Source organism: Polynucleobacter sp. 78F-HAINBA (assembly GCF_018882325.1).
Classification (GTDB): domain Bacteria; phylum Pseudomonadota; class Gammaproteobacteria; order Burkholderiales; family Burkholderiaceae; genus Polynucleobacter.
Map to the genome: position 1 here is coordinate 90,526 of NZ_JACVOQ010000005.1, position 16,196 is coordinate 106,721.

Below are 16,196 nucleotides of genomic sequence, written 5' to 3' on the forward strand. Positions count from 1 at the left end.
TCTGTTTTACCTTAATCCAAGTAAAAATGCTGAATGGGCTTGAGGTTGTCATCGAGCTCATAAACAAGCGGGATGCCATTAGGAACGTTAATTTCCATAATATCTTCGTCAGAAACCTGGTCGAGATACTTAATTAATGAGCGAATGCTATTGCCGTGTGCAACGAGTAATACGCGCTTGCCTGCTTTGAGGGCAGGAGCGATGGATTCATTCCAAAGAGGTAATACGCGCTCGACGTTATCTTTGAGGCACTCGCCTAAAGGAATGTCGGAAGCGCTGAGCTTTTCGTAACGTCGATCATTTTGTGGATTGCGCTCATCATCTTTTTCTAGGAGTGGTGGGCGTACATCGTAAGAGCGACGCCAAATATGAACTTGGGCATCTCCATACTGTTGGGCAGTTTCAGCTTTATTCAGGCCAGTGAGAGCGCCATAGTGACGTTCGTTCAGTCTCCAGCTGTGAACGACCGGTAGCCACATCAGGTCCATAGTGTCCTGAACATGCCACAGGGTGCGGATAGCTCGTCTGAGGACTGAGGTGTAGGCCACATCAAACTCGTAGCCTGCTTTGCGAAGGTCTTCTCCAGCAGCTAGGGCCTGTTCAGTGCCTTTTGGGGTTAAGTCAACGTCCGCCCAGCCAGTGAAGCGGTTTTCAAGGTTCCAGGCGGATTCGCCATGACGAATAAGGACAAGTTGTTTCATAGAGCCATTCTATAATCCGGTGATGAACTTTCTCACGCAAATTGATAATTTAGCGCTTATCGCCCTCCTGCTTGTTTCGGGCGCAGCACTCTTCTTCCCAACATTATCTACGCTTATTAGCGGAAAAGGCTTATCGCCCACAGAAGCAACAATTTGGATGAATCGCCGTAAAGCTGCTGTTTTGGACTTACGTCCAGAATTCGACTTTAAGGCTGGCCACCTGCCTGGAGCAAAGCATCTTTTGGCCGATCAAATCCCGTCCGGAATCGATAAGCTCAAGCTGGACCGTAAAAACCCCATTATTTTGGTTTGTCACTCAGGTATGAGCGCCCGTAAGGTGGTTCCAGAATTGAAGAAATTGGGGTTCTCTGAAGTTGCGGTCTTGGATGGCGGCGTTCAAGGCTGGCAGGCTGCAGCCTTGCCATTGGTTAAATAATTCAGCGGATCTTCGATATGCCACCAGTCACGATGTATAGCACTCAAGTTTGCCCTTACTGCGTTATGGCGGAGAAGCTATTGCAGAAGAAGGGCGTTGCAAATCTAGAGAAGATCCTGATTGATCGCGATCCTGCGCAGCGCGAGATCATGATGACTCGTACTGGCCGCCGCACTGTGCCGCAAATTTATATTGGTGAAACCCATGTTGGTGGTTATGACGATCTAGTTGCACTAGATCGTGCCGGCCAACTTGATCCACTCTTAGCTTAAAAAATTTACCCAGAAAGTTTCCCATGACTGAACAAACTACTTCCGCTCCTGATGCAGCAGATAACTCAAAAGAGCCTGGTTTCCGTATTCAACGTATTTACCTCAAGGATCTATCTTTAGAGCAGCCAAACGCACCACAAATTTTATTGGTTGCCGCTGAGCCTCAAGTTGAGGTTGAGGTGGATGTTGCAGTTACACGTTTGAGCGATGAAATTTTTGAGGTTGCTTTAATTGCCACAGTAACTGCCAAAGTAGAAAGCAAGGTGCTATTTTTGGTTGAAGCAAAGCAAGCTGGTATTTTTGAATTTAGCAATATTCCTCCAGAGCAAATTGATCCGATGTTAGGCATTGCTTGCCCAACGATTTTGTATCCTTACTTGCGCTCGAATATTGCTGACACTATTAGTCGCGCTGGTTTCCAACCAATTCATTTGAATGAGATTAACTTCCACGGTATGTACGAGCATCGCCTGATGCAGGCTGCGCAAGCTGCTGCAACGGAAAGTGGCTCTACCGATGAAAGCAAAATCATTCTTCCTCACTAAGCCGATTTAATTAAAGCCCACAGATCATGAAAGTGACGCTACTTGGAGCTGGTTCATGGGGCACTGCTATGGCTGCGCAAGCAGCGCGCCATCTTCAGACTGGCGATGTTTGCTTGTGGTCCCGAAGCGTTGAGCAGTTAGAGGGTATTCAGAAGTCTGGCGAAAATGCAGACTATCTGCCTGGCGTCATCTTGCCAAAGGGCTTGCAATTAGAGGTGAGTTTTGAGCGGGCTGTCCAACGTCTTTCTGAAAATGATCTTTTAGTCATTGCTACTCCGATGTCAGGTTTGTCTGAAACGGTGGCGCAGGTACTGGGCCTTGCTAAACACCCACTCAATATTGTTTGGTTATGCAAGGGCTTGGAGCCCAGCACTACCTTATTGCCGCACCAAGTAGTAGACCGGGAAGATAAGTTGCACAGTCATGGTCTGCGCCATGCTTACGGCGCTCTATCAGGGCCGAGTTTTGCGCAAGAAGTTGGTAATGGCATGCCATGTGCATTAACTATTGCCAGCAAATCGAATGCCTTATGCGACATTGTTCAGGGTGCATTTCATCATGGCAATATGCGCATCTATGCCAGCGATGATTTAGTTGGTGTTGAATTAGGTGGTGCGATTAAAAACGTTTTAGCAATTGCGGCCGGTATTGGCGATGGCCTAGACCTTGGTTTAAATGCACGCGCTGCAGTGTTAACTCGTGGCCTTGCGGAAATGATGCGTTTGGTAAAAGCTGCGGGCGGCAGACCGGAGACCTGCATGGGTTTAACCGGCGTAGGCGATTTGATTTTGACTGCCACTGGTGATCTATCGCGTAATCGCCGTGTTGGCTTAGCGCTTGCTGCAGGAAAACCTTTGCCTGAAATTTTGGGCAACTTAGGACATGTTGCTGAGGGTGTACTTTGTGCCTCTGCGGTGGGCAACCTGGCGACACGCCTAGGTGTTGAGATGCCAATTACTGCCATGATGGGGGAAGTCTTATCTGGAAAACTCTCACCACATGAAGCCGTGAAAAAACTCATGGGGCGCGACCCCAAGGTCGAAGTTTAAGTTTCTTAACTTCCGCCAAGCAATCCGTTTTGGCGCCATGCTTCATAAACAACAATTGCTACTGTATTTGAGAGATTCAAACTACGACTACTATCTTGCATAGCTAGGCGAACTTGATTGGGTGTTGGAATTGAGCTTCTCACTTCTTCGGTGATACCTTTGGTTTCTGAGCCAAAAACAAAATAGTCTTCAGGTAAATATTTGCCATCATGAAACTTGCCGGTACCTTTGGTGGTGAGAGCAAAAATACGTTCAGGCTGAGGTTTTTCATCAATCAGAAATTGCGCCCAGTTTTTATGAACTTTTACTTTTGCGAACTCGTGATAGTCCAGTCCCGCTCTGCGAAGTTTGGCATCCTCCATGGGGAAGCCGAGGGGTTCAATGAGATGTAACTTTGCACCCGTGTTTGCGCACAGGCGAATGATGTTGCCTGTATTCGGTGGAATTTCTGGTTCGAATAAAACAATATTAAACATGCTCTGATCTTTGTGACGGACGAAGTGTTCTCAGTAGAACCCAATTAATAACACGAGATACACCATTGTCCTTCAATATGCGGGCGATTTCATTTAAGGTTGCTCCGCTAGTCATGACGTCATCAAACACAATGACTGATGCAGACTCTAGCTGCCTCTGATGCTGAGGGTTGATATAAAACATGTCTTGAATAGCAAGCTGACGATTGGCGCGGTTCTCATTGGCTTGATGTTGAGTGTGATGGTAGCGCTTCAAAATATGTGGGTTTTTATGAATATGTTTGTCACAGTCAATTCGCCTAACCAATTCCCAGCTTTGATTAAAACCTCTGGCGCATAGTTTTTCTTGGCTCAGCGGTACCGGCACAAGAAAGTCTGCTTGGACTGTTATTAAGTCCTGCGTAAGCAGAGCATTCCATGTGGATGCCAAGCCATGCGCACATGCAAGTCGACGCTGATATTTCAATTGATGCAAAGCAGGTTGTAGTTTGCCATCGTATCGATCTAGGCAATAAGTTTCATCGAAGTGGGGTGGGTTAGTGATGCACTCTCGACAACGTTTTTCCTTTAACTCTGTTACTTCAAGGGTGAGGCCACATTGCCTGCAGCATTCGTAATTTGACAGTTGATCTGATTGCAGCTGGATCAAGCAATCAAGGCAGAGAGTGTGTCGCTGAAATTCCCCGCAAACAATGCATGAGCTTGGTAATAGGTGAGAACAAATGGATTGAAAAATATTCTCTATTGCGCGCATGGGCCGCTGAGTATACTGAGCCAATGACCCAATCAATTAGATGGCTTCAGGATGAAATTGCAGCTCGCATGTTGCAAAAATTAGACATCGTGAAGTTGGAGGCAAAAGACGTCCTATTGATTCCAGATTTCCCTGGAGCGCATGCCCCTTTTCTGACAAAACGTTTTCCGGGAATTCGTTTTCACAGTGCACCAGAATGCGAGCTATCCGGTTTTGATTTGTTGAAACTGAGAGTGTCTCGTTTTTGGAATTCAAGAATGAAGTCGGCATCCCAGATTTCTCTTGATGACTACAAGAAAACAGGCCGCATTAATCTTCCTAGCAATTCTGTAGATTTAGTGGTCAGCGTTCTCTTGATTCAGGACTTGGCTGATCCCAAGCATTTCTTGCAAGAGTGCTGGCGAGTACTTAAAGAAGGTGGATTGTTGACGTTGAGTTATTTGGGCCCCGATACCGCCAAAGAGCTCAACTCTGAAGCTTTGGTGCAGCAATTGCCGCTTCAAAAGTTAGTCAGCCCCTGGGATATGCACGATATGGGGGATGCCCTGCTGGGTGAGCGTTTTTCGGACCCGGTAATGGATATGGAGTTTTTGAACTTGGATTACGACTCCGATGCGCTCTTATTGACTGATGCCAGAGCCCTCAATTTGCTTGTTTCTGAAGATCAAGACATCACCCAAATTACCCAATTACCCAAAAAAATGACCTTAGAGGTGGTTTATGGACATGCCTGGGCTTTGGGCAAGCACCTTGCCAAGGCACAAGATCATGTCGCTTATATTGATCTAAATCAAATCGGACGCAAGACTAGGAGTGATTCTGCTTAAGTGTAAGTGCTCACTATCTTTTAAACCATTACCAAGATTGAGGCTGACATGGTTAACCCGGTTTGTTGTTGAACCTAATTAACCCTATAATCAGCGCTAGAAGTATTGGCTTGATACCGCTTTTTTGGGCTTTTTGAGGCTTTATTGCCGCAAAAGTTCATGACAATAAACAGAGAATAAGATGAATTTATTTGGAAAAGTCACTAGGGCTTCGCTCTATTTAGTAGCAGCCTTCGGCACTGCAATTGCACATGCAGCTGAAAATATGCCAGGCGGCCCAGCTGTCAATCAATTGAATTTTGCCGCTCCAGCGACAAAAATCATGCAAGAAATCCATTGGTTGCATTGGATGATGTTGATTATTTGTGCACTCATTTTTATTGGTGTTTTTGGAGTGATGTTCTATTCCATTCTCAAGCACCGTAAATCTTTAGGTGCTAAGTCTGCATCTTTTCACGAGAGCACTACGGTTGAGATCATTTGGACAGTTATTCCATTGTTGATCGTTATCGGTATGGCTTTGCCAGCAACAAAAACTGTTGTGGCAATGAAAGACACTACTAACTCTGACATCACTATTAAGACCACTGGTTACCAGTGGAAATGGGGTTACGACTACATCAAAGGTGAGGGTGAGGGCATTAGCTTCTTATCAACCATGTCTACTTCACGTGAGGCCATCAATAACTTGGCTCCTAAATCAAATACATATTTGATGGAAGTGGATAACGAGATGGTTGTACCAGTTGGCAAAAAGATTCGTCTCATCACTACAGCTAACGACGTAATCCATTCATGGACGATTCCTGCATTTGGCGTTAAGCAAGATGCCATCCCTGGTTTCGTTCGCGATACTTGGTTCCGTGCTGACACTATCGGTAAATTCCGTGGCCAGTGTTCTGAGTTATGCGGCGCTGAGCATGCCTTTATGCCTATCGTGGTCAATGTAGTTTCACAAGATGACTACACCAAGTGGGTAGAAGAGAAGAAAAAAGAAATGGGCGCGGCCTCTGATGATCCAACTAAGGTTTACACCTTGGATGAGCAAAAAGAGCGTGGTGCCAAAGTCTATGCAGCTAATTGCGCAGCTTGCCATCAGCCTAACGGTAAGGGTGCAGGCACATTCCCAGCGCTTGACGGTAGCAAAGTGGTTCTTGGACCAAAAGCTGGTCAATACAACATTCTTATCAATGGTAAGGGTGCTATGCCGAAGTGGGCTGGTGTAATTTCTGATGGCGATATTGCTGCCGTGATGACATATACCCGCAATGCTTGGGGCAATAAAACGGGCGAGATTATTCAGACCCAAGATATTGTTTCTGCACGCGCTGGCAAGTAATTTATTTATTAATACAGATCAAACTAAACCGGAGTAATCCATGAGCACAGTCTCTACCACCCACGATCACGCACACGACCACGCGCATGATGATCACACGCCACATGGTTGGCGTCGTTGGTTGTTTGCAACCAACCATAAAGACATCGGCACGATGTACCTCATCTTCTCATTCGTGAGTCTGATGGCTGGTGGTGTGATGGCTTTGGGTATTCGTTTGGAATTGTTCCAACCAGGTTTGCAATTCTTGCGCCCTGAGTTCTTCAATCAGTTAACTACCATGCACGGTTTGGTGATGGTGTTCGGTGCGATCATGCCGGCATTCGTCGGATTTGCTAACTGGATGATTCCGGTTCAGATCGGTGCATCAGATATGGCCTTCGCACGGATGAATAACTTTAGCTTCTGGATCCTTCCAGTAGCAGCTTGCTTGTTGTTTGGTTCGTTCTTAGCTCCTGGTGGTGCTCCTGCTGGTGGTTGGACTTTGTATGCTCCATTGACCTCACAAATGGGCCCTGGCTTGGACATGGGTATTTTTGCACTCCATTTATTGGGTGCTTCTTCCATCATGGGCTCGATTAACATCATCGTGACCATCTTGAACATGCGCGCTCCTGGTCTGACATTGATGAAGATGCCAATGTTCTGCTGGACTTGGTTGATCACTGCTTATTTGTTGATTGCTGTAATGCCTGTATTGGCTGGTGCAATCACCATGGTTCTTACGGATCGTCATTTCGGTACTTCATTCTTCTCCGCAGTTGGCGGTGGTGACCCAATCATGTTCCAGCATATTTTCTGGTTCTTTGGTCACCCAGAGGTGTACATCATGATTCTTCCGGCGTTCGGAATTGTGAGTGAGATCATCCCTGCGTTCTCCAGAAAAACATTGTTTGGCTATAGCTCAATGGTTTATGCAACCGCATCTATTGCGATCTTGTCATTCATTGTTTGGGCTCACCACATGTTTGCAACTGGTATGCCTGTAACTGGCCAGTTGTTCTTTATGTACGCCACGATGTTGATCGCCGTTCCAACTGGAGTGAAGATTTTTAACTGGGTCGCAACTATGTGGAAGGGTTCGATGACTTTCGAAACTCCAATGTTGTGGGCAGTTGGCTTTATTTTCGTATTCACAATGGGTGGTTTTACAGGCCTGATCTTGGCAATGGCTCCAATTGATATTGGTGTGCAAGATACTTACTACGTTGTTGCCCACTTCCACTATGTATTGGTAGCAGGCTCACTGTTCGCAATGTTTGCTGGCTTCTATTACTGGTGTCCAAAGTGGACTGGCTACATGGCCAATGAAACTCGCGGCAAGATCCACTTCTGGACTTCCATGATTTTCTTCAACATTACTTTCTTCCCAATGCACTTCTTGGGCTTAGCAGGTATGCCACGTCGTTACGCTGACTACCCAACTCAGTTTGCTGATTTCAATATGGTTGCTTCTATTGGTGCGCTTGGTTTTGGTTTATCTCAGGTGTACTTCTTGCTATTCGTTGTCTTGCCGGCTTATAACGGCAAAGGCGAAAAAGCGCCAATGAAGCCATGGGATGGTGCTAAAGGTTTGGAGTGGACAATTCCATCGCCAGCTCCACACCACACATTTGAAACACCTCCTGATGCTAAAGAGTTGCATGCTGCAGGAATCTAAATTAGCCGCACACAAATCCCAATCTGCTAGCAATCGCAGATTGGGTTTTATCCTTTTAAGCGTTGCCCTTGTTTTCTTTGTCGGCATCGTAATTAAACGGAGCGTGCTGGGTTAAGGCCCTACATCATCATGTCTGCTATTGCCTCTATCAACCGCCAAATCTTGCTGAAGCTATTGATAGCTTCTGTGATGATGTTTGGTTTTGGATATGCGCTAGTGCCGATGTATAAGGCCTTGTGTGAAGTGACTGGCATTAACGTAGTCACTAGCAAGAATGACTACGGTATCCGAGCGTACAGTGCGAACAAGGTAGGCAATACCCAGGTCGATTATTCCCGTAAGGTAACTATCGAGTTTGACTCGAATAGTCGTGGTCCATTTACGTTTCGCCCAGTAAAGAACTTCTTGGAAGTTCATCCAGGCGAAATGACAGAAATTGTCTATGAAGTAACAAATAACTTGAATCGCTCTGTGGAAGCTCAGGCGATACCAAGTTATGCGCCTAAAAGCGCTATGGAGTTCTTTACCAAATTAGAGTGTTTTTGTTTTCAGCAGCAAACTTTGGCGGCTCATGAAATGAAAAAGATGCCGGTAGTGTTTGTGATTGATGCGGGACTACCTGCGGATGTGAAAACGATTACCTTGTCATACACCTTCTTTGAGTTAGGCGTTGGTCAGCAGCCAGCAGGCTCAACAACCCCTAAATCGAAATCGGTGTCATGAGTAAAAAAAGTACTTTTATGCAATCCATGATCGCGGTGTTGTGGGCTTTTTTGGGTGTGCGTAAAAAATCAGGATTGCAGGAAGATGTAGCTTCATTAAGTTTTGTCCATATTGTTATTGCGGGAGTTTTAGGTGCCTTGATTTTTATGGGCATACTCCTTTTGATAGTTAAAGCAGTTGTGTCCCATTGATTATTTTTTGATTGAATAGAGAGAATAAGATGTCATCCAATTCAACCCCTTACTATTTCGTTCCTGGACTATCCAGTCATCCAGCATCAGCAGCCTTAGGTTTGCTTGCTTTTGGCGCCGGTATGTCTGGTTGGGTAAACCATGCAGCTTGGGGCGGCCCAGTAACTGCAGTAGGCGTCCTCTGGGTTTTGTTTGTTCTCTATAACTGGTTTGGCGACACGATTGCTGAGTCTAACTCCGGTAAAAACGGTGTCAACGTTGATATCTCTTATCGCTGGTCGATGGCTTGGTTCATCTTCTCTGAGATTATGTTCTTCGGTGCGTTCTTTGCAGCATTGTTCTATGCGCGCAATATTGCGATGCCTTGGATGGGTGATGTAGAGAGCAAATTACTCTGGCCTAACTTCACAGCAGTTTGGCCTAACGACGGCCCTGCAGGTTTAGTTGAGAAATTTACAACTATGGGCCCATGGCCAATCCCAACTATTAATACCTTACTGCTCTTGAGCTCAGGTGTAACAGTTACTTATGCTCACCATGCTCTTCGTGAAAATCACATGAAGAAAGCGATTAATGGTTTGGCTGCAACGGTTGGCCTTGGCATTATCTTCTTAGGCTTTCAGATGTATGAGTACTACCATGCATACCATGCACTGAACTTGAAATTGACTTCAGGCGTTTATGGTTCAACATTCTTTATGCTGACCGGTTTCCATGGTTTCCACGTATTCCTTGGCGGCTTGATGTTAGCGATCGTATTGCGTCGTATGATTCGTGGCGACTTTACTGCTGAAAATCATTTTGCGTTTGAAGGTGCCGCTTGGTACTGGCACTTCGTTGACGTTGTTTGGCTCGGCCTCTACATCGCTGTTTACTGGATGTAAGGAAATAAAAAATCGGGGCGTTAAGCCCCGATTTGTTTTGGATTGCTGCTTTTGTATTGCTTAGTTTGATCCCACCCGAACACCGGTAGCTTCAATGTAGCCAAAGTAGTGGGCAATTAAAATTCCCAAGAAGAGTACGATTGATAGCCCAATACGTAACATGAGCGACTGAACCATTCTTGAGCTGCCGCCCTTATCCTTCATCATGAAGTAGAGAGCAGAGCCTAAGCTCCCTACAATCATTAGCAGTGCAACCGGAATAATCCATTTCATCTCAAAATACCCCTGTGAATATGTTTTCTAGCTTAATTACTAGTCGTATAGTCGCTACTTTATCAGCCCTGCTGGTAATTTTGGTTGGCTGTGGCGCGGGTATTTGGCAGCTGAATCGGGCGGATCAAAAGATTCGCTTAGGTGACTCCCTGGCTGCCAAACTGCAAATGCCCGTACTCAATGCTAGTACCGATAGCTTGAGCTTAGAGCAGGCTTCAGAGCGTCGTATTCTTGCCCGTGGCCGTTTTATCCCATCCGAGGCTATTTGGCTGGATAACCGCCCGCGTCCTATTCCGGATGGTGGGGCTGGCAGTGCAGGGCAGTCTGGCTTTTATGTGATGATGCCTTTGAAATTAGATGGTCAAGATGCCGTTGTTTGGGTCAATCGAGGTTGGGCTCCTCGGAATAACGAAAATCGTACTGAGCTACCCCCAGTCAATACCCCAGATGAAGTGGTGACTATTGAGGGTATTGCTTTCCCCCACCCTGGAAGGGTTTATGAATTGGGGCAAAAAGGCGATACGAAAGCAAGCCCTAGAATTGAGCAAAATTTTGATTTAGCGCTCGAGGCCCAAAGTCATGGGTGGAGGCAGTTGCCATTTATTGTTCGTGAATCCGATTCAGCCAAAAAAGATGGTTTAGTCAGAAATTGGCCCTCTCCAACAAATGGAGTCGATCGCCATTATGCTTATGCCTTTCAGTGGTTTGCTTTGGCATTGGCTGGATTTTTATTTTGGCTCATTAATGGGCTTATGAAATATCGGCGAGAGCTTGCTGTGAATGGAGATAGAGTGTGAGTGATAAAGAGTTATTGATCCCAGCTTCGCAAATGGATTCCTCGGCAATTAATGCGCAGACTCGCCGCGGGCGTCTGCAAATGCTGTTTTTATTGCTTGCATGTGCAGCGCCGGTCATTGCATCCTATTTGGCTTATTACGTTTTTAAGCCAGAGGGTGGAAAGACCAATTTCGGAACCCTGGTTCAGCCGGTGCAAGATGTGAATCCTGCTTGGTTTGATGTTCCCTTTAATGGCAAGTGGACTTTGTTAGTGGCTAGACCAGCCGGCGAATGCACCATTAAAAATGAATCTTGTCTTGAGGCTTTATTTTTGATGCGTCAGTTGCGTATTGCGGTCGGTCGCGAGAGTAGTCGCGTGCAGTTAGTTTGGGTGAATACGGATGGGAAGGCAGTAGACCCAGAAGTATTGCTAGCCTACGATCAAAAGACTGCAGGATTTCAGATACTGAGCTTGCCAGCAGATCCTAAATTGAAGTCTGAGTTTGACACTTGGCTTAATCGTGATGGCGCAGGTCAGAAGATTCAGTTGATCGATCCAAGTCCGGCGAAGATGATGGTTTTCCCGGTGACGAATTCTCCAAAAGAATTTGGCAGTATTAAAAAAGATCTCGAGAAGCTACTGCGCCTCAATCGCAAGGGTGAGCAATTGCAATGATTAGTTTGTTGCTGCTCGCGGAGTTAGCTGCAATTGCAATTGTCTTTGCAGGCCTGCCTTTGCTATATCTCTGGACCAGACCAGGCTATAACTTTTTCCAAAAACTCAATTGGGTTTTGGTCTTTATGACTTTTGACTTAATTGTGTTCGGTGCGTTTACCCGCCTTACAGACTCGGGTTTAGGTTGCCCTGATTGGCCTGGTTGCTATGGCACATCAAACCCATGGCATGCGATCGGCGAGATACAGCTGGCTGAAGCCAATATGCCTACAGGTCCAGTGACCGTAATCAAAGCTTGGATTGAAATGATTCACCGTTATTTAGCAATGACAGTGGGGGCTTTGATTTTGATTCAGGTGGGCTTAGCTTTCGGCAAGCTAAAGAGCTTGGGCATGAAACCTTTTCTGGGTAGCCTGGGCTTACTGATTTTGGTATGTGTTCAGGGAGCGTTTGGCGCCTGGACTGTGACGCTTAAATTGCAACCCATCATTGTGACTATTCACTTAATGCTGGCTTTGGTTTTGCTGGCCTGTTTAACGGCTTATGCGCAGCAAGAGTGGGAGGAGAAATCTTCTTCAGTATTGCGCTTTCAACCTAAGCCACTTTCTGCGAAGTTGCTCTTACTTGCCGCGATGACTCTCTGTATGCAAATATTCCTGGGCGCATGGGTGAGCACAAATTACGCGGTATTAGCCTGCCCTGATTTTCCGACTTGCATGGGAGCGCTTTTGCCAGAAACAGATTGGCAAGAGGGGTTTACTCTTTGGCGTGCGTTGGGCTTGAATGCTCAAGGTGAATCTATTTCTCCCGTTGCCTTGCAAACAATTCATTGGGCGCATCGGGCATTTGCAGTGGTTGCTATTGCAGCTCTAAGTCTATTGGGAGTGAGCGCTCTTCAGTTGAGTAATTCCGCATTATCTGGAATGGGCAAGATTGCCAAGTTATTGCTGGGCTTATTAATTCTTCAAGCCCTGACAGGCATTTCCAATGTAGTTTTCCAGTGGCCGCTACTTGCCGCCTTGATGCACACCGGCGGTTCCGCAGCTCTGGTGTTTTGTTTGGTTCGCCTGACCCAGTGGTGCTCTTGGAGTGCCCCCGTTCATATTAAGATGGTTAAATCATTATGAGTAACCCTACTTCTTCCACCCCTGTAGCGATGCCGCGTTGGCGTCAATACTGGGTGCTTACCAAGCCCCGCGTCACTCAGCTGGCAGTGTTCTGTGCAGTCATTGGAATGTTCTTAGCTACTCCTGGCATGGTTCCATATCCGGTTTTGATTGGCGGCATTGTTGGAATATGGTTATTGGCTGGCGCTGCTTTTGCAATGAACTGTTTGATTGAGCAAGCTGTTGATGCGAAGATGAAGCGCACCTCTTGGAGGCCATCTGCAACAGGTGAGGTAACACCGTTCCACATTACTATTTTTTCAATTGTTCTCGGTAGCTTGGGAATGATCATCTTATGGAACTTCTGCAACCCATTAACAATGTGGCTCACAGTGGCAACTTTTGTTGGTTACGCTGTGATTTATACCTGGTTGCTTAAACCTGCTACACCACAGAACATTGTGATTGGTGGACTATCTGGCGCGATGCCGCCAGCTCTGGGTTGGGCGGCAGTCACGAATAGCCTGTCTGCAGAAGCTTGGCTTTTAGTGCTCATTATTTTTGTTTGGACGCCACCACACTTTTGGGCGCTAGCCCTATATCGTCGCGATGATTATGTGCAAAGTGGTTTGCCGATGCTACCAGTGACTCATGGTGAGCGCTTTACGCTACTCAACATTTTGCTTTATACCTTAATCTTGATTGCCGCTACTTTGCTACCGTATATCTACGGCATGAGTGGGTTGGTGTATTTAGTCTCCGCAATCATTTTAGGTTTGATGTTCTTAGCTTATGTGATCGCTTTATTTGTTTCTTATAGCGACGAGTTAGCAAAGAAAACATTCCGTTTTTCGATTACGTATTTATCTCTGCTGTTTGCAGCGCTATTAATCGATCACTATTTCATTTGAGATGAATATGAATTTATCAAAACTTTCCACTCGTGTTGCACGCATTTTGACCTTATCGCTTATTGGTTTAGCGTTGCTAGCTTGTAGCCCTAAGCCAAGCTTTAAGAATGTCGACATCACTGGCAGCAAGGCATTTGGCACCGACTTTAGCTTGCTTGATCCCGATGGGAAAGTGAGAACCTTGGCTGACTTTAAAGGCAAGGCAGTCGTGATGTTCTTTGGTTATACGCAGTGCCCAGACATTTGCCCTACAACGTTAACTGAGATGCAGCAGGTCATGACTCTATTAGGGCCTCAGGCTGATAAGGTGCAGGTATTGTTTGTAACGGTAGATCCTGAGCGAGACAGTGCAAGCATTTTGAAGCAGTATGTCCCTGCATTTGATTCACGTTTCTTGGGTCTGCGTCCAGCGGATGAAGCGGCTTTAGAAAAGGTCACCAAAGACTTCAAGATTTATTACAAAAAGGTACCCGGAACGAGTCCTGGTTCATACACCATGGACCACACAGCGGGGAGCTATGCTTTTGATCCAGAGGGGCATCTACGCCTTTACATCAAGCATGCGCAAGGTGCTGAGACCTTGGCGCAAGACTTGAAGGAACTGCTGAAGTAAAAGCTGAGAAGAGAAGGCTGCTTATGCGGCTTCTGTTTGTAAGAGGCTACGCATCTTCTTGAGAGCAGCAGTCTCAATCTGACGAACACGCTCTGCAGAGATACCATACTCACTAGCGAGATCGTGCAATGTTTTTGTACCATTGCCATCCGCATCCATTGCTAACCAACGGGATTGCACAATATTGCGGCTACGTTCATCTAAAGCCATGAGCGCTTGATCAAGTTGCGGGCCATGCAATGCATCGGTTGCGGCAGCAGCCATCATCTCAGTAGGCTCTTGACTGTTATCAGCCAGCCATTGAATTGGTGCATAGGCTGACTCATCATCACTGTCATCACCCTCTAGGGCAATATCGCCACCAGCAAGACGCATTTCCATTTCTTTAACGTCAGAGCCTTTGACATCCAAAGCCTTGGCTAATGCCTCAACCTCATTAGGTGTGAGGGCGGCCAGAGTAGGTTTGTTGCTGCGTAAGTTAAAGAACAATTTACGTTGTGCTTTAGTTGTTGCAACTTTGACTAAGCGCCAGTTCTTGAGGATGTACTCATGAATCTCCGCCTTAATCCAATGGATTGCATAAGAGACTAAGCGTGCACCTTGATTAGGGTCGTAGCGCTTAACGGCTTTCATCAAGCCGATATTGCCTTCTTGAATGAGGTCGGCGTGCGGAATGCCATAGCCTAAGTATTGACGTGCAACAGACACTACAAGGCGCAGGTGTGAGAGAACCAAAGTTTTCGCAGCATCCACATTTTCAGTACGACGAAATTCTTGCGCGAGGTGAAGTTCTTCAGCGGCGCTGAGCATAGGTACGCGATTAACGTACGAGATATAAGAGTCGAGTGTGCCAACCCCAAGGGAAGGCAACATCGGAAAGGCAAGCGAAGCCGCAGCAGTCTGCGCTGCTGGCAATGTTTGCCTTGCTTGCAATTGCGGTTTGTATGCTTTCTTTTGAACCATTTTCTTTTTATATATTTTAGGTATTAATAGAGTTCTATTTTAGCACTCTTGTCAAGAGAGTGCTAATGGTTTTTTACTTCTATAAGTCTATGATTTAATTGAATAATTCAGAAGAATATTGGGCGGCTGTAAAGGGGGCTAAATCATCAATTCCCTCGCCTTTGCCTAAGGCTAAAACCGCAGGTTTCGGCCCATCACTGAGGGTGTGGGCGAGTGCGCAGATGACCCCGCCCTTAGCGGTGCCATCTAATTTAGTCACGATTAAGGCTGAAAGCCCTAAAGCAGTATGAAAAGCCTTTACTTGGCTTAAACCGTTTTGACCAGTATTGCCATCAAGAACGAGCAAAGTCTGGTGAGGCGCCCCAAGAAGGGCCTTGCCGATGACTCTTTTAACCTTCTTCAGCTCCTCCATCAAATGGTCTTGAGTGGCGAGCCTGCCAGCGGTATCAATAATCAAAATATCGCTCTTGCGAGAAATCGCCGCATGAATGGCATCGTGTGCCACAGCCGCTGCATCGCCACTCTCCTGCATGATGACGTCGACTTGATTGCGGCCACCCCATTCGAGAAGCTGGTTCCTTGCCGCTGCGCGGAAAGTGTCACCAGCCGCCAGTAAAACGGATTTACCTTGCGACTGAAAGAGTTTGCAGAGTTTGCCGATGGTGGTTGTCTTGCCGGCACCATTAACGCCAATCACTAGCCACACCTCTGGCGTGGTCTTTTGCTCATGAACGTACAAGGGATTGGGGCTTGGCTCCAGAGTCTTTAAGAGACTTGCTACCTCATGGATGAGCAGTTGCTTTAGATCTTCTGGGCTACTAGCTTTTTCTGATTTAGCAGCTTTACGCAGTTTGCTAATCAATTGTTCAGTCGTGGGTAGACCCACATCACTCAGTATGAGAGATTCTTCTAGGGCATCAAACCAGGCTTCATCAGTCTGATTGGATTTGAATAGGGATCCGAGGGTTTTACGTAGGCCGAACATAATCGATACAATTTAATCCTTGCATCTTATCAATT

At 46.3% G+C, this 16,196-nt stretch carries 23 protein-coding genes; 17 read left to right on the plus strand and 6 right to left on the minus strand.

Translation table 11 applies throughout. The features are described 5' to 3' along the window. Nucleotides 1-11: 11 nt before the first annotated feature. Nucleotides 12-701 (minus strand): 2,3-diphosphoglycerate-dependent phosphoglycerate mutase, encoded by a 690-nt coding sequence (gene gpmA, locus ICN11_RS06965; protein WP_216229734.1) that lies wholly within the window; start codon nt 699-701, stop codon nt 12-14. Nucleotides 702-723: 22 nt separating this feature from the next. Between gpmA and ICN11_RS06970 the strand changes: the two genes are divergently transcribed. The 4 genes from ICN11_RS06970 to ICN11_RS06985 are packed head-to-tail and all read left to right on the plus strand — an operon-like array spanning nt 724 to nt 3,003. Then, nucleotides 724-1,137, plus strand: coding sequence for a rhodanese-like domain-containing protein (locus ICN11_RS06970; protein WP_216229735.1), 414 nt, complete (start codon nt 724-726; stop codon nt 1,135-1,137). A 17-nt stretch (nt 1,138-1,154) separates the two neighbouring features. After that, nucleotides 1,155-1,409 (plus strand): glutaredoxin 3, encoded by a 255-nt coding sequence (grxC, locus tag ICN11_RS06975; RefSeq protein ID WP_215376059.1) that lies wholly within the window; start codon nt 1,155-1,157, stop codon nt 1,407-1,409. Between the two features lie 23 nt (nt 1,410-1,432). Next, a complete protein-coding gene (gene secB / locus ICN11_RS06980; RefSeq protein ID WP_216229736.1) occupies nt 1,433-1,954 on the plus strand; it encodes a protein-export chaperone SecB in 522 nt (173 codons plus the stop codon). 26 nt (nt 1,955-1,980) lie between these two features. Continuing rightward, nucleotides 1,981-3,003, plus strand: coding sequence for an NAD(P)H-dependent glycerol-3-phosphate dehydrogenase (locus ICN11_RS06985; protein ID WP_216229737.1), 1,023 nt, complete (start codon nt 1,981-1,983; stop codon nt 3,001-3,003). Nucleotides 3,004-3,008: 5 nt separating this feature from the next. On the opposite strand, the gene trmL is transcribed toward ICN11_RS06985, so the two are convergent. Both trmL and ICN11_RS10725 read right to left on the minus strand, forming a co-directional pair. Continuing rightward, nucleotides 3,009-3,479, minus strand: coding sequence for a tRNA (uridine(34)/cytosine(34)/5-carboxymethylaminomethyluridine(34)-2'-O)-methyltransferase TrmL (trmL, locus tag ICN11_RS06990; protein WP_216229738.1), 471 nt, complete (start codon nt 3,477-3,479; stop codon nt 3,009-3,011). Beyond that, nucleotides 3,472-3,846 (minus strand): ComF family protein, encoded by a 375-nt coding sequence (locus ICN11_RS10725; RefSeq protein ID WP_370623611.1) that lies wholly within the window; start codon nt 3,844-3,846, stop codon nt 3,472-3,474. Before ICN11_RS10725 ends, trmL begins: the two co-directional genes overlap by 8 nt. A gap of 50 nt (nt 3,847-3,896) precedes the next feature. Here ICN11_RS10725 and ICN11_RS10730 point away from each other — a divergent pair, with 50 nt between their 5' ends. The 8 genes from ICN11_RS10730 to ICN11_RS07030 all read left to right on the plus strand — a co-directional run bounded on the left by ICN11_RS10730 (nt 3,897) and on the right by ICN11_RS07030 (nt 9,857). Next, a complete protein-coding gene (locus ICN11_RS10730; protein ID WP_255539910.1) occupies nt 3,897-4,019 on the plus strand; it encodes a hypothetical protein in 123 nt (40 codons plus the stop codon). Nucleotides 4,020-4,256: 237 nt separating this feature from the next. Beyond that, nucleotides 4,257-5,060, plus strand: coding sequence for a methyltransferase domain-containing protein (locus ICN11_RS07000; RefSeq protein ID WP_255533058.1), 804 nt, complete (start codon nt 4,257-4,259; stop codon nt 5,058-5,060). Between the two features lie 181 nt (nt 5,061-5,241). After that, the gene (coxB, locus tag ICN11_RS07005) at nt 5,242-6,399 is read left to right on the plus strand and encodes a cytochrome c oxidase subunit II (protein WP_216229741.1); all 1,158 of its coding nucleotides are present in this window, start codon (nt 5,242-5,244) and stop codon (nt 6,397-6,399) included. A 40-nt stretch (nt 6,400-6,439) separates the two neighbouring features. Continuing rightward, complete coding sequence (ctaD, locus tag ICN11_RS07010) at nt 6,440-8,059, plus strand: cytochrome c oxidase subunit I (RefSeq protein WP_216229742.1); 1,620 nt, start codon at nt 6,440-6,442, stop codon at nt 8,057-8,059. Continuing rightward, a complete protein-coding gene (locus tag ICN11_RS07015; RefSeq protein ID WP_216229743.1) occupies nt 8,043-8,174 on the plus strand; it encodes a cytochrome oxidase small assembly protein in 132 nt (43 codons plus the stop codon). Before ctaD ends, ICN11_RS07015 begins: the two co-directional genes overlap by 17 nt. A gap of 14 nt (nt 8,175-8,188) precedes the next feature. After that, nucleotides 8,189-8,782 (plus strand): cytochrome c oxidase assembly protein, encoded by a 594-nt coding sequence (locus ICN11_RS07020; protein WP_216229744.1) that lies wholly within the window; start codon nt 8,189-8,191, stop codon nt 8,780-8,782. Next, a complete protein-coding gene (locus tag ICN11_RS07025) occupies nt 8,779-8,973 on the plus strand; it encodes a DUF2970 domain-containing protein (RefSeq protein ID WP_216229745.1) in 195 nt (64 codons plus the stop codon). Before ICN11_RS07020 ends, ICN11_RS07025 begins: the two co-directional genes overlap by 4 nt. Nucleotides 8,974-9,002: 29 nt before the next feature. Then, on the plus strand, nt 9,003-9,857 hold the full coding sequence (locus ICN11_RS07030; protein ID WP_216178603.1) for a cytochrome c oxidase subunit 3: 855 nt from the start codon (nt 9,003-9,005) through the stop codon (nt 9,855-9,857). 60 nt (nt 9,858-9,917) lie between these two features. On the opposite strand, the gene ICN11_RS07035 is transcribed toward ICN11_RS07030, so the two are convergent. Continuing rightward, nucleotides 9,918-10,130: a twin transmembrane helix small protein gene (locus tag ICN11_RS07035; RefSeq protein ID WP_216229746.1), complete on the minus strand. Its 213-nt coding sequence runs from the start codon at nt 10,128-10,130 to the stop codon at nt 9,918-9,920. A gap of 20 nt (nt 10,131-10,150) precedes the next feature. Here ICN11_RS07035 and ICN11_RS07040 point away from each other — a divergent pair, with 20 nt between their 5' ends. Genes ICN11_RS07040 through ICN11_RS07060 form a run of 5 tightly spaced genes read left to right on the plus strand, consistent with a single transcriptional unit; the run spans nt 10,151 to nt 14,213 of the window. Continuing rightward, nucleotides 10,151-10,927 carry an SURF1 family protein gene (locus ICN11_RS07040; RefSeq protein WP_216863163.1) on the plus strand — a complete coding sequence of 259 codons (777 nt, stop codon included), beginning with the start codon at nt 10,151-10,153 and terminating at the stop codon, nt 10,925-10,927. Continuing rightward, entirely contained in the window at nt 10,924-11,583 is a 660-nt protein-coding gene (locus tag ICN11_RS07045) for a hypothetical protein (protein WP_216229747.1), read from the plus strand. Before ICN11_RS07040 ends, ICN11_RS07045 begins: the two co-directional genes overlap by 4 nt. Continuing rightward, complete coding sequence (locus ICN11_RS07050) at nt 11,580-12,710, plus strand: heme A synthase (protein WP_216229748.1); 1,131 nt, start codon at nt 11,580-11,582, stop codon at nt 12,708-12,710. Before ICN11_RS07045 ends, ICN11_RS07050 begins: the two co-directional genes overlap by 4 nt. Then, nucleotides 12,707-13,600 (plus strand): heme o synthase, encoded by an 894-nt coding sequence (gene cyoE / locus ICN11_RS07055; protein ID WP_216229749.1) that lies wholly within the window; start codon nt 12,707-12,709, stop codon nt 13,598-13,600. The genes ICN11_RS07050 and cyoE overlap by 4 nt, the downstream gene beginning before the upstream one ends. A 7-nt stretch (nt 13,601-13,607) precedes the next feature. After that, a complete protein-coding gene (locus tag ICN11_RS07060) occupies nt 13,608-14,213 on the plus strand; it encodes an SCO family protein (protein ID WP_216229750.1) in 606 nt (201 codons plus the stop codon). 21 nt (nt 14,214-14,234) lie between these two features. Here ICN11_RS07060 and rpoH read toward each other — a convergent pair whose 3' ends face one another. Beyond that, a complete protein-coding gene (gene rpoH / locus ICN11_RS07065) occupies nt 14,235-15,176 on the minus strand; it encodes an RNA polymerase sigma factor RpoH (RefSeq protein ID WP_216229751.1) in 942 nt (313 codons plus the stop codon). A gap of 94 nt (nt 15,177-15,270) precedes the next feature. Next, nucleotides 15,271-16,161, minus strand: coding sequence for a signal recognition particle-docking protein FtsY (ftsY, locus tag ICN11_RS07070; RefSeq protein WP_216229752.1), 891 nt, complete (start codon nt 16,159-16,161; stop codon nt 15,271-15,273). Nucleotides 16,162-16,196: the final 35 nt, after the last annotated feature.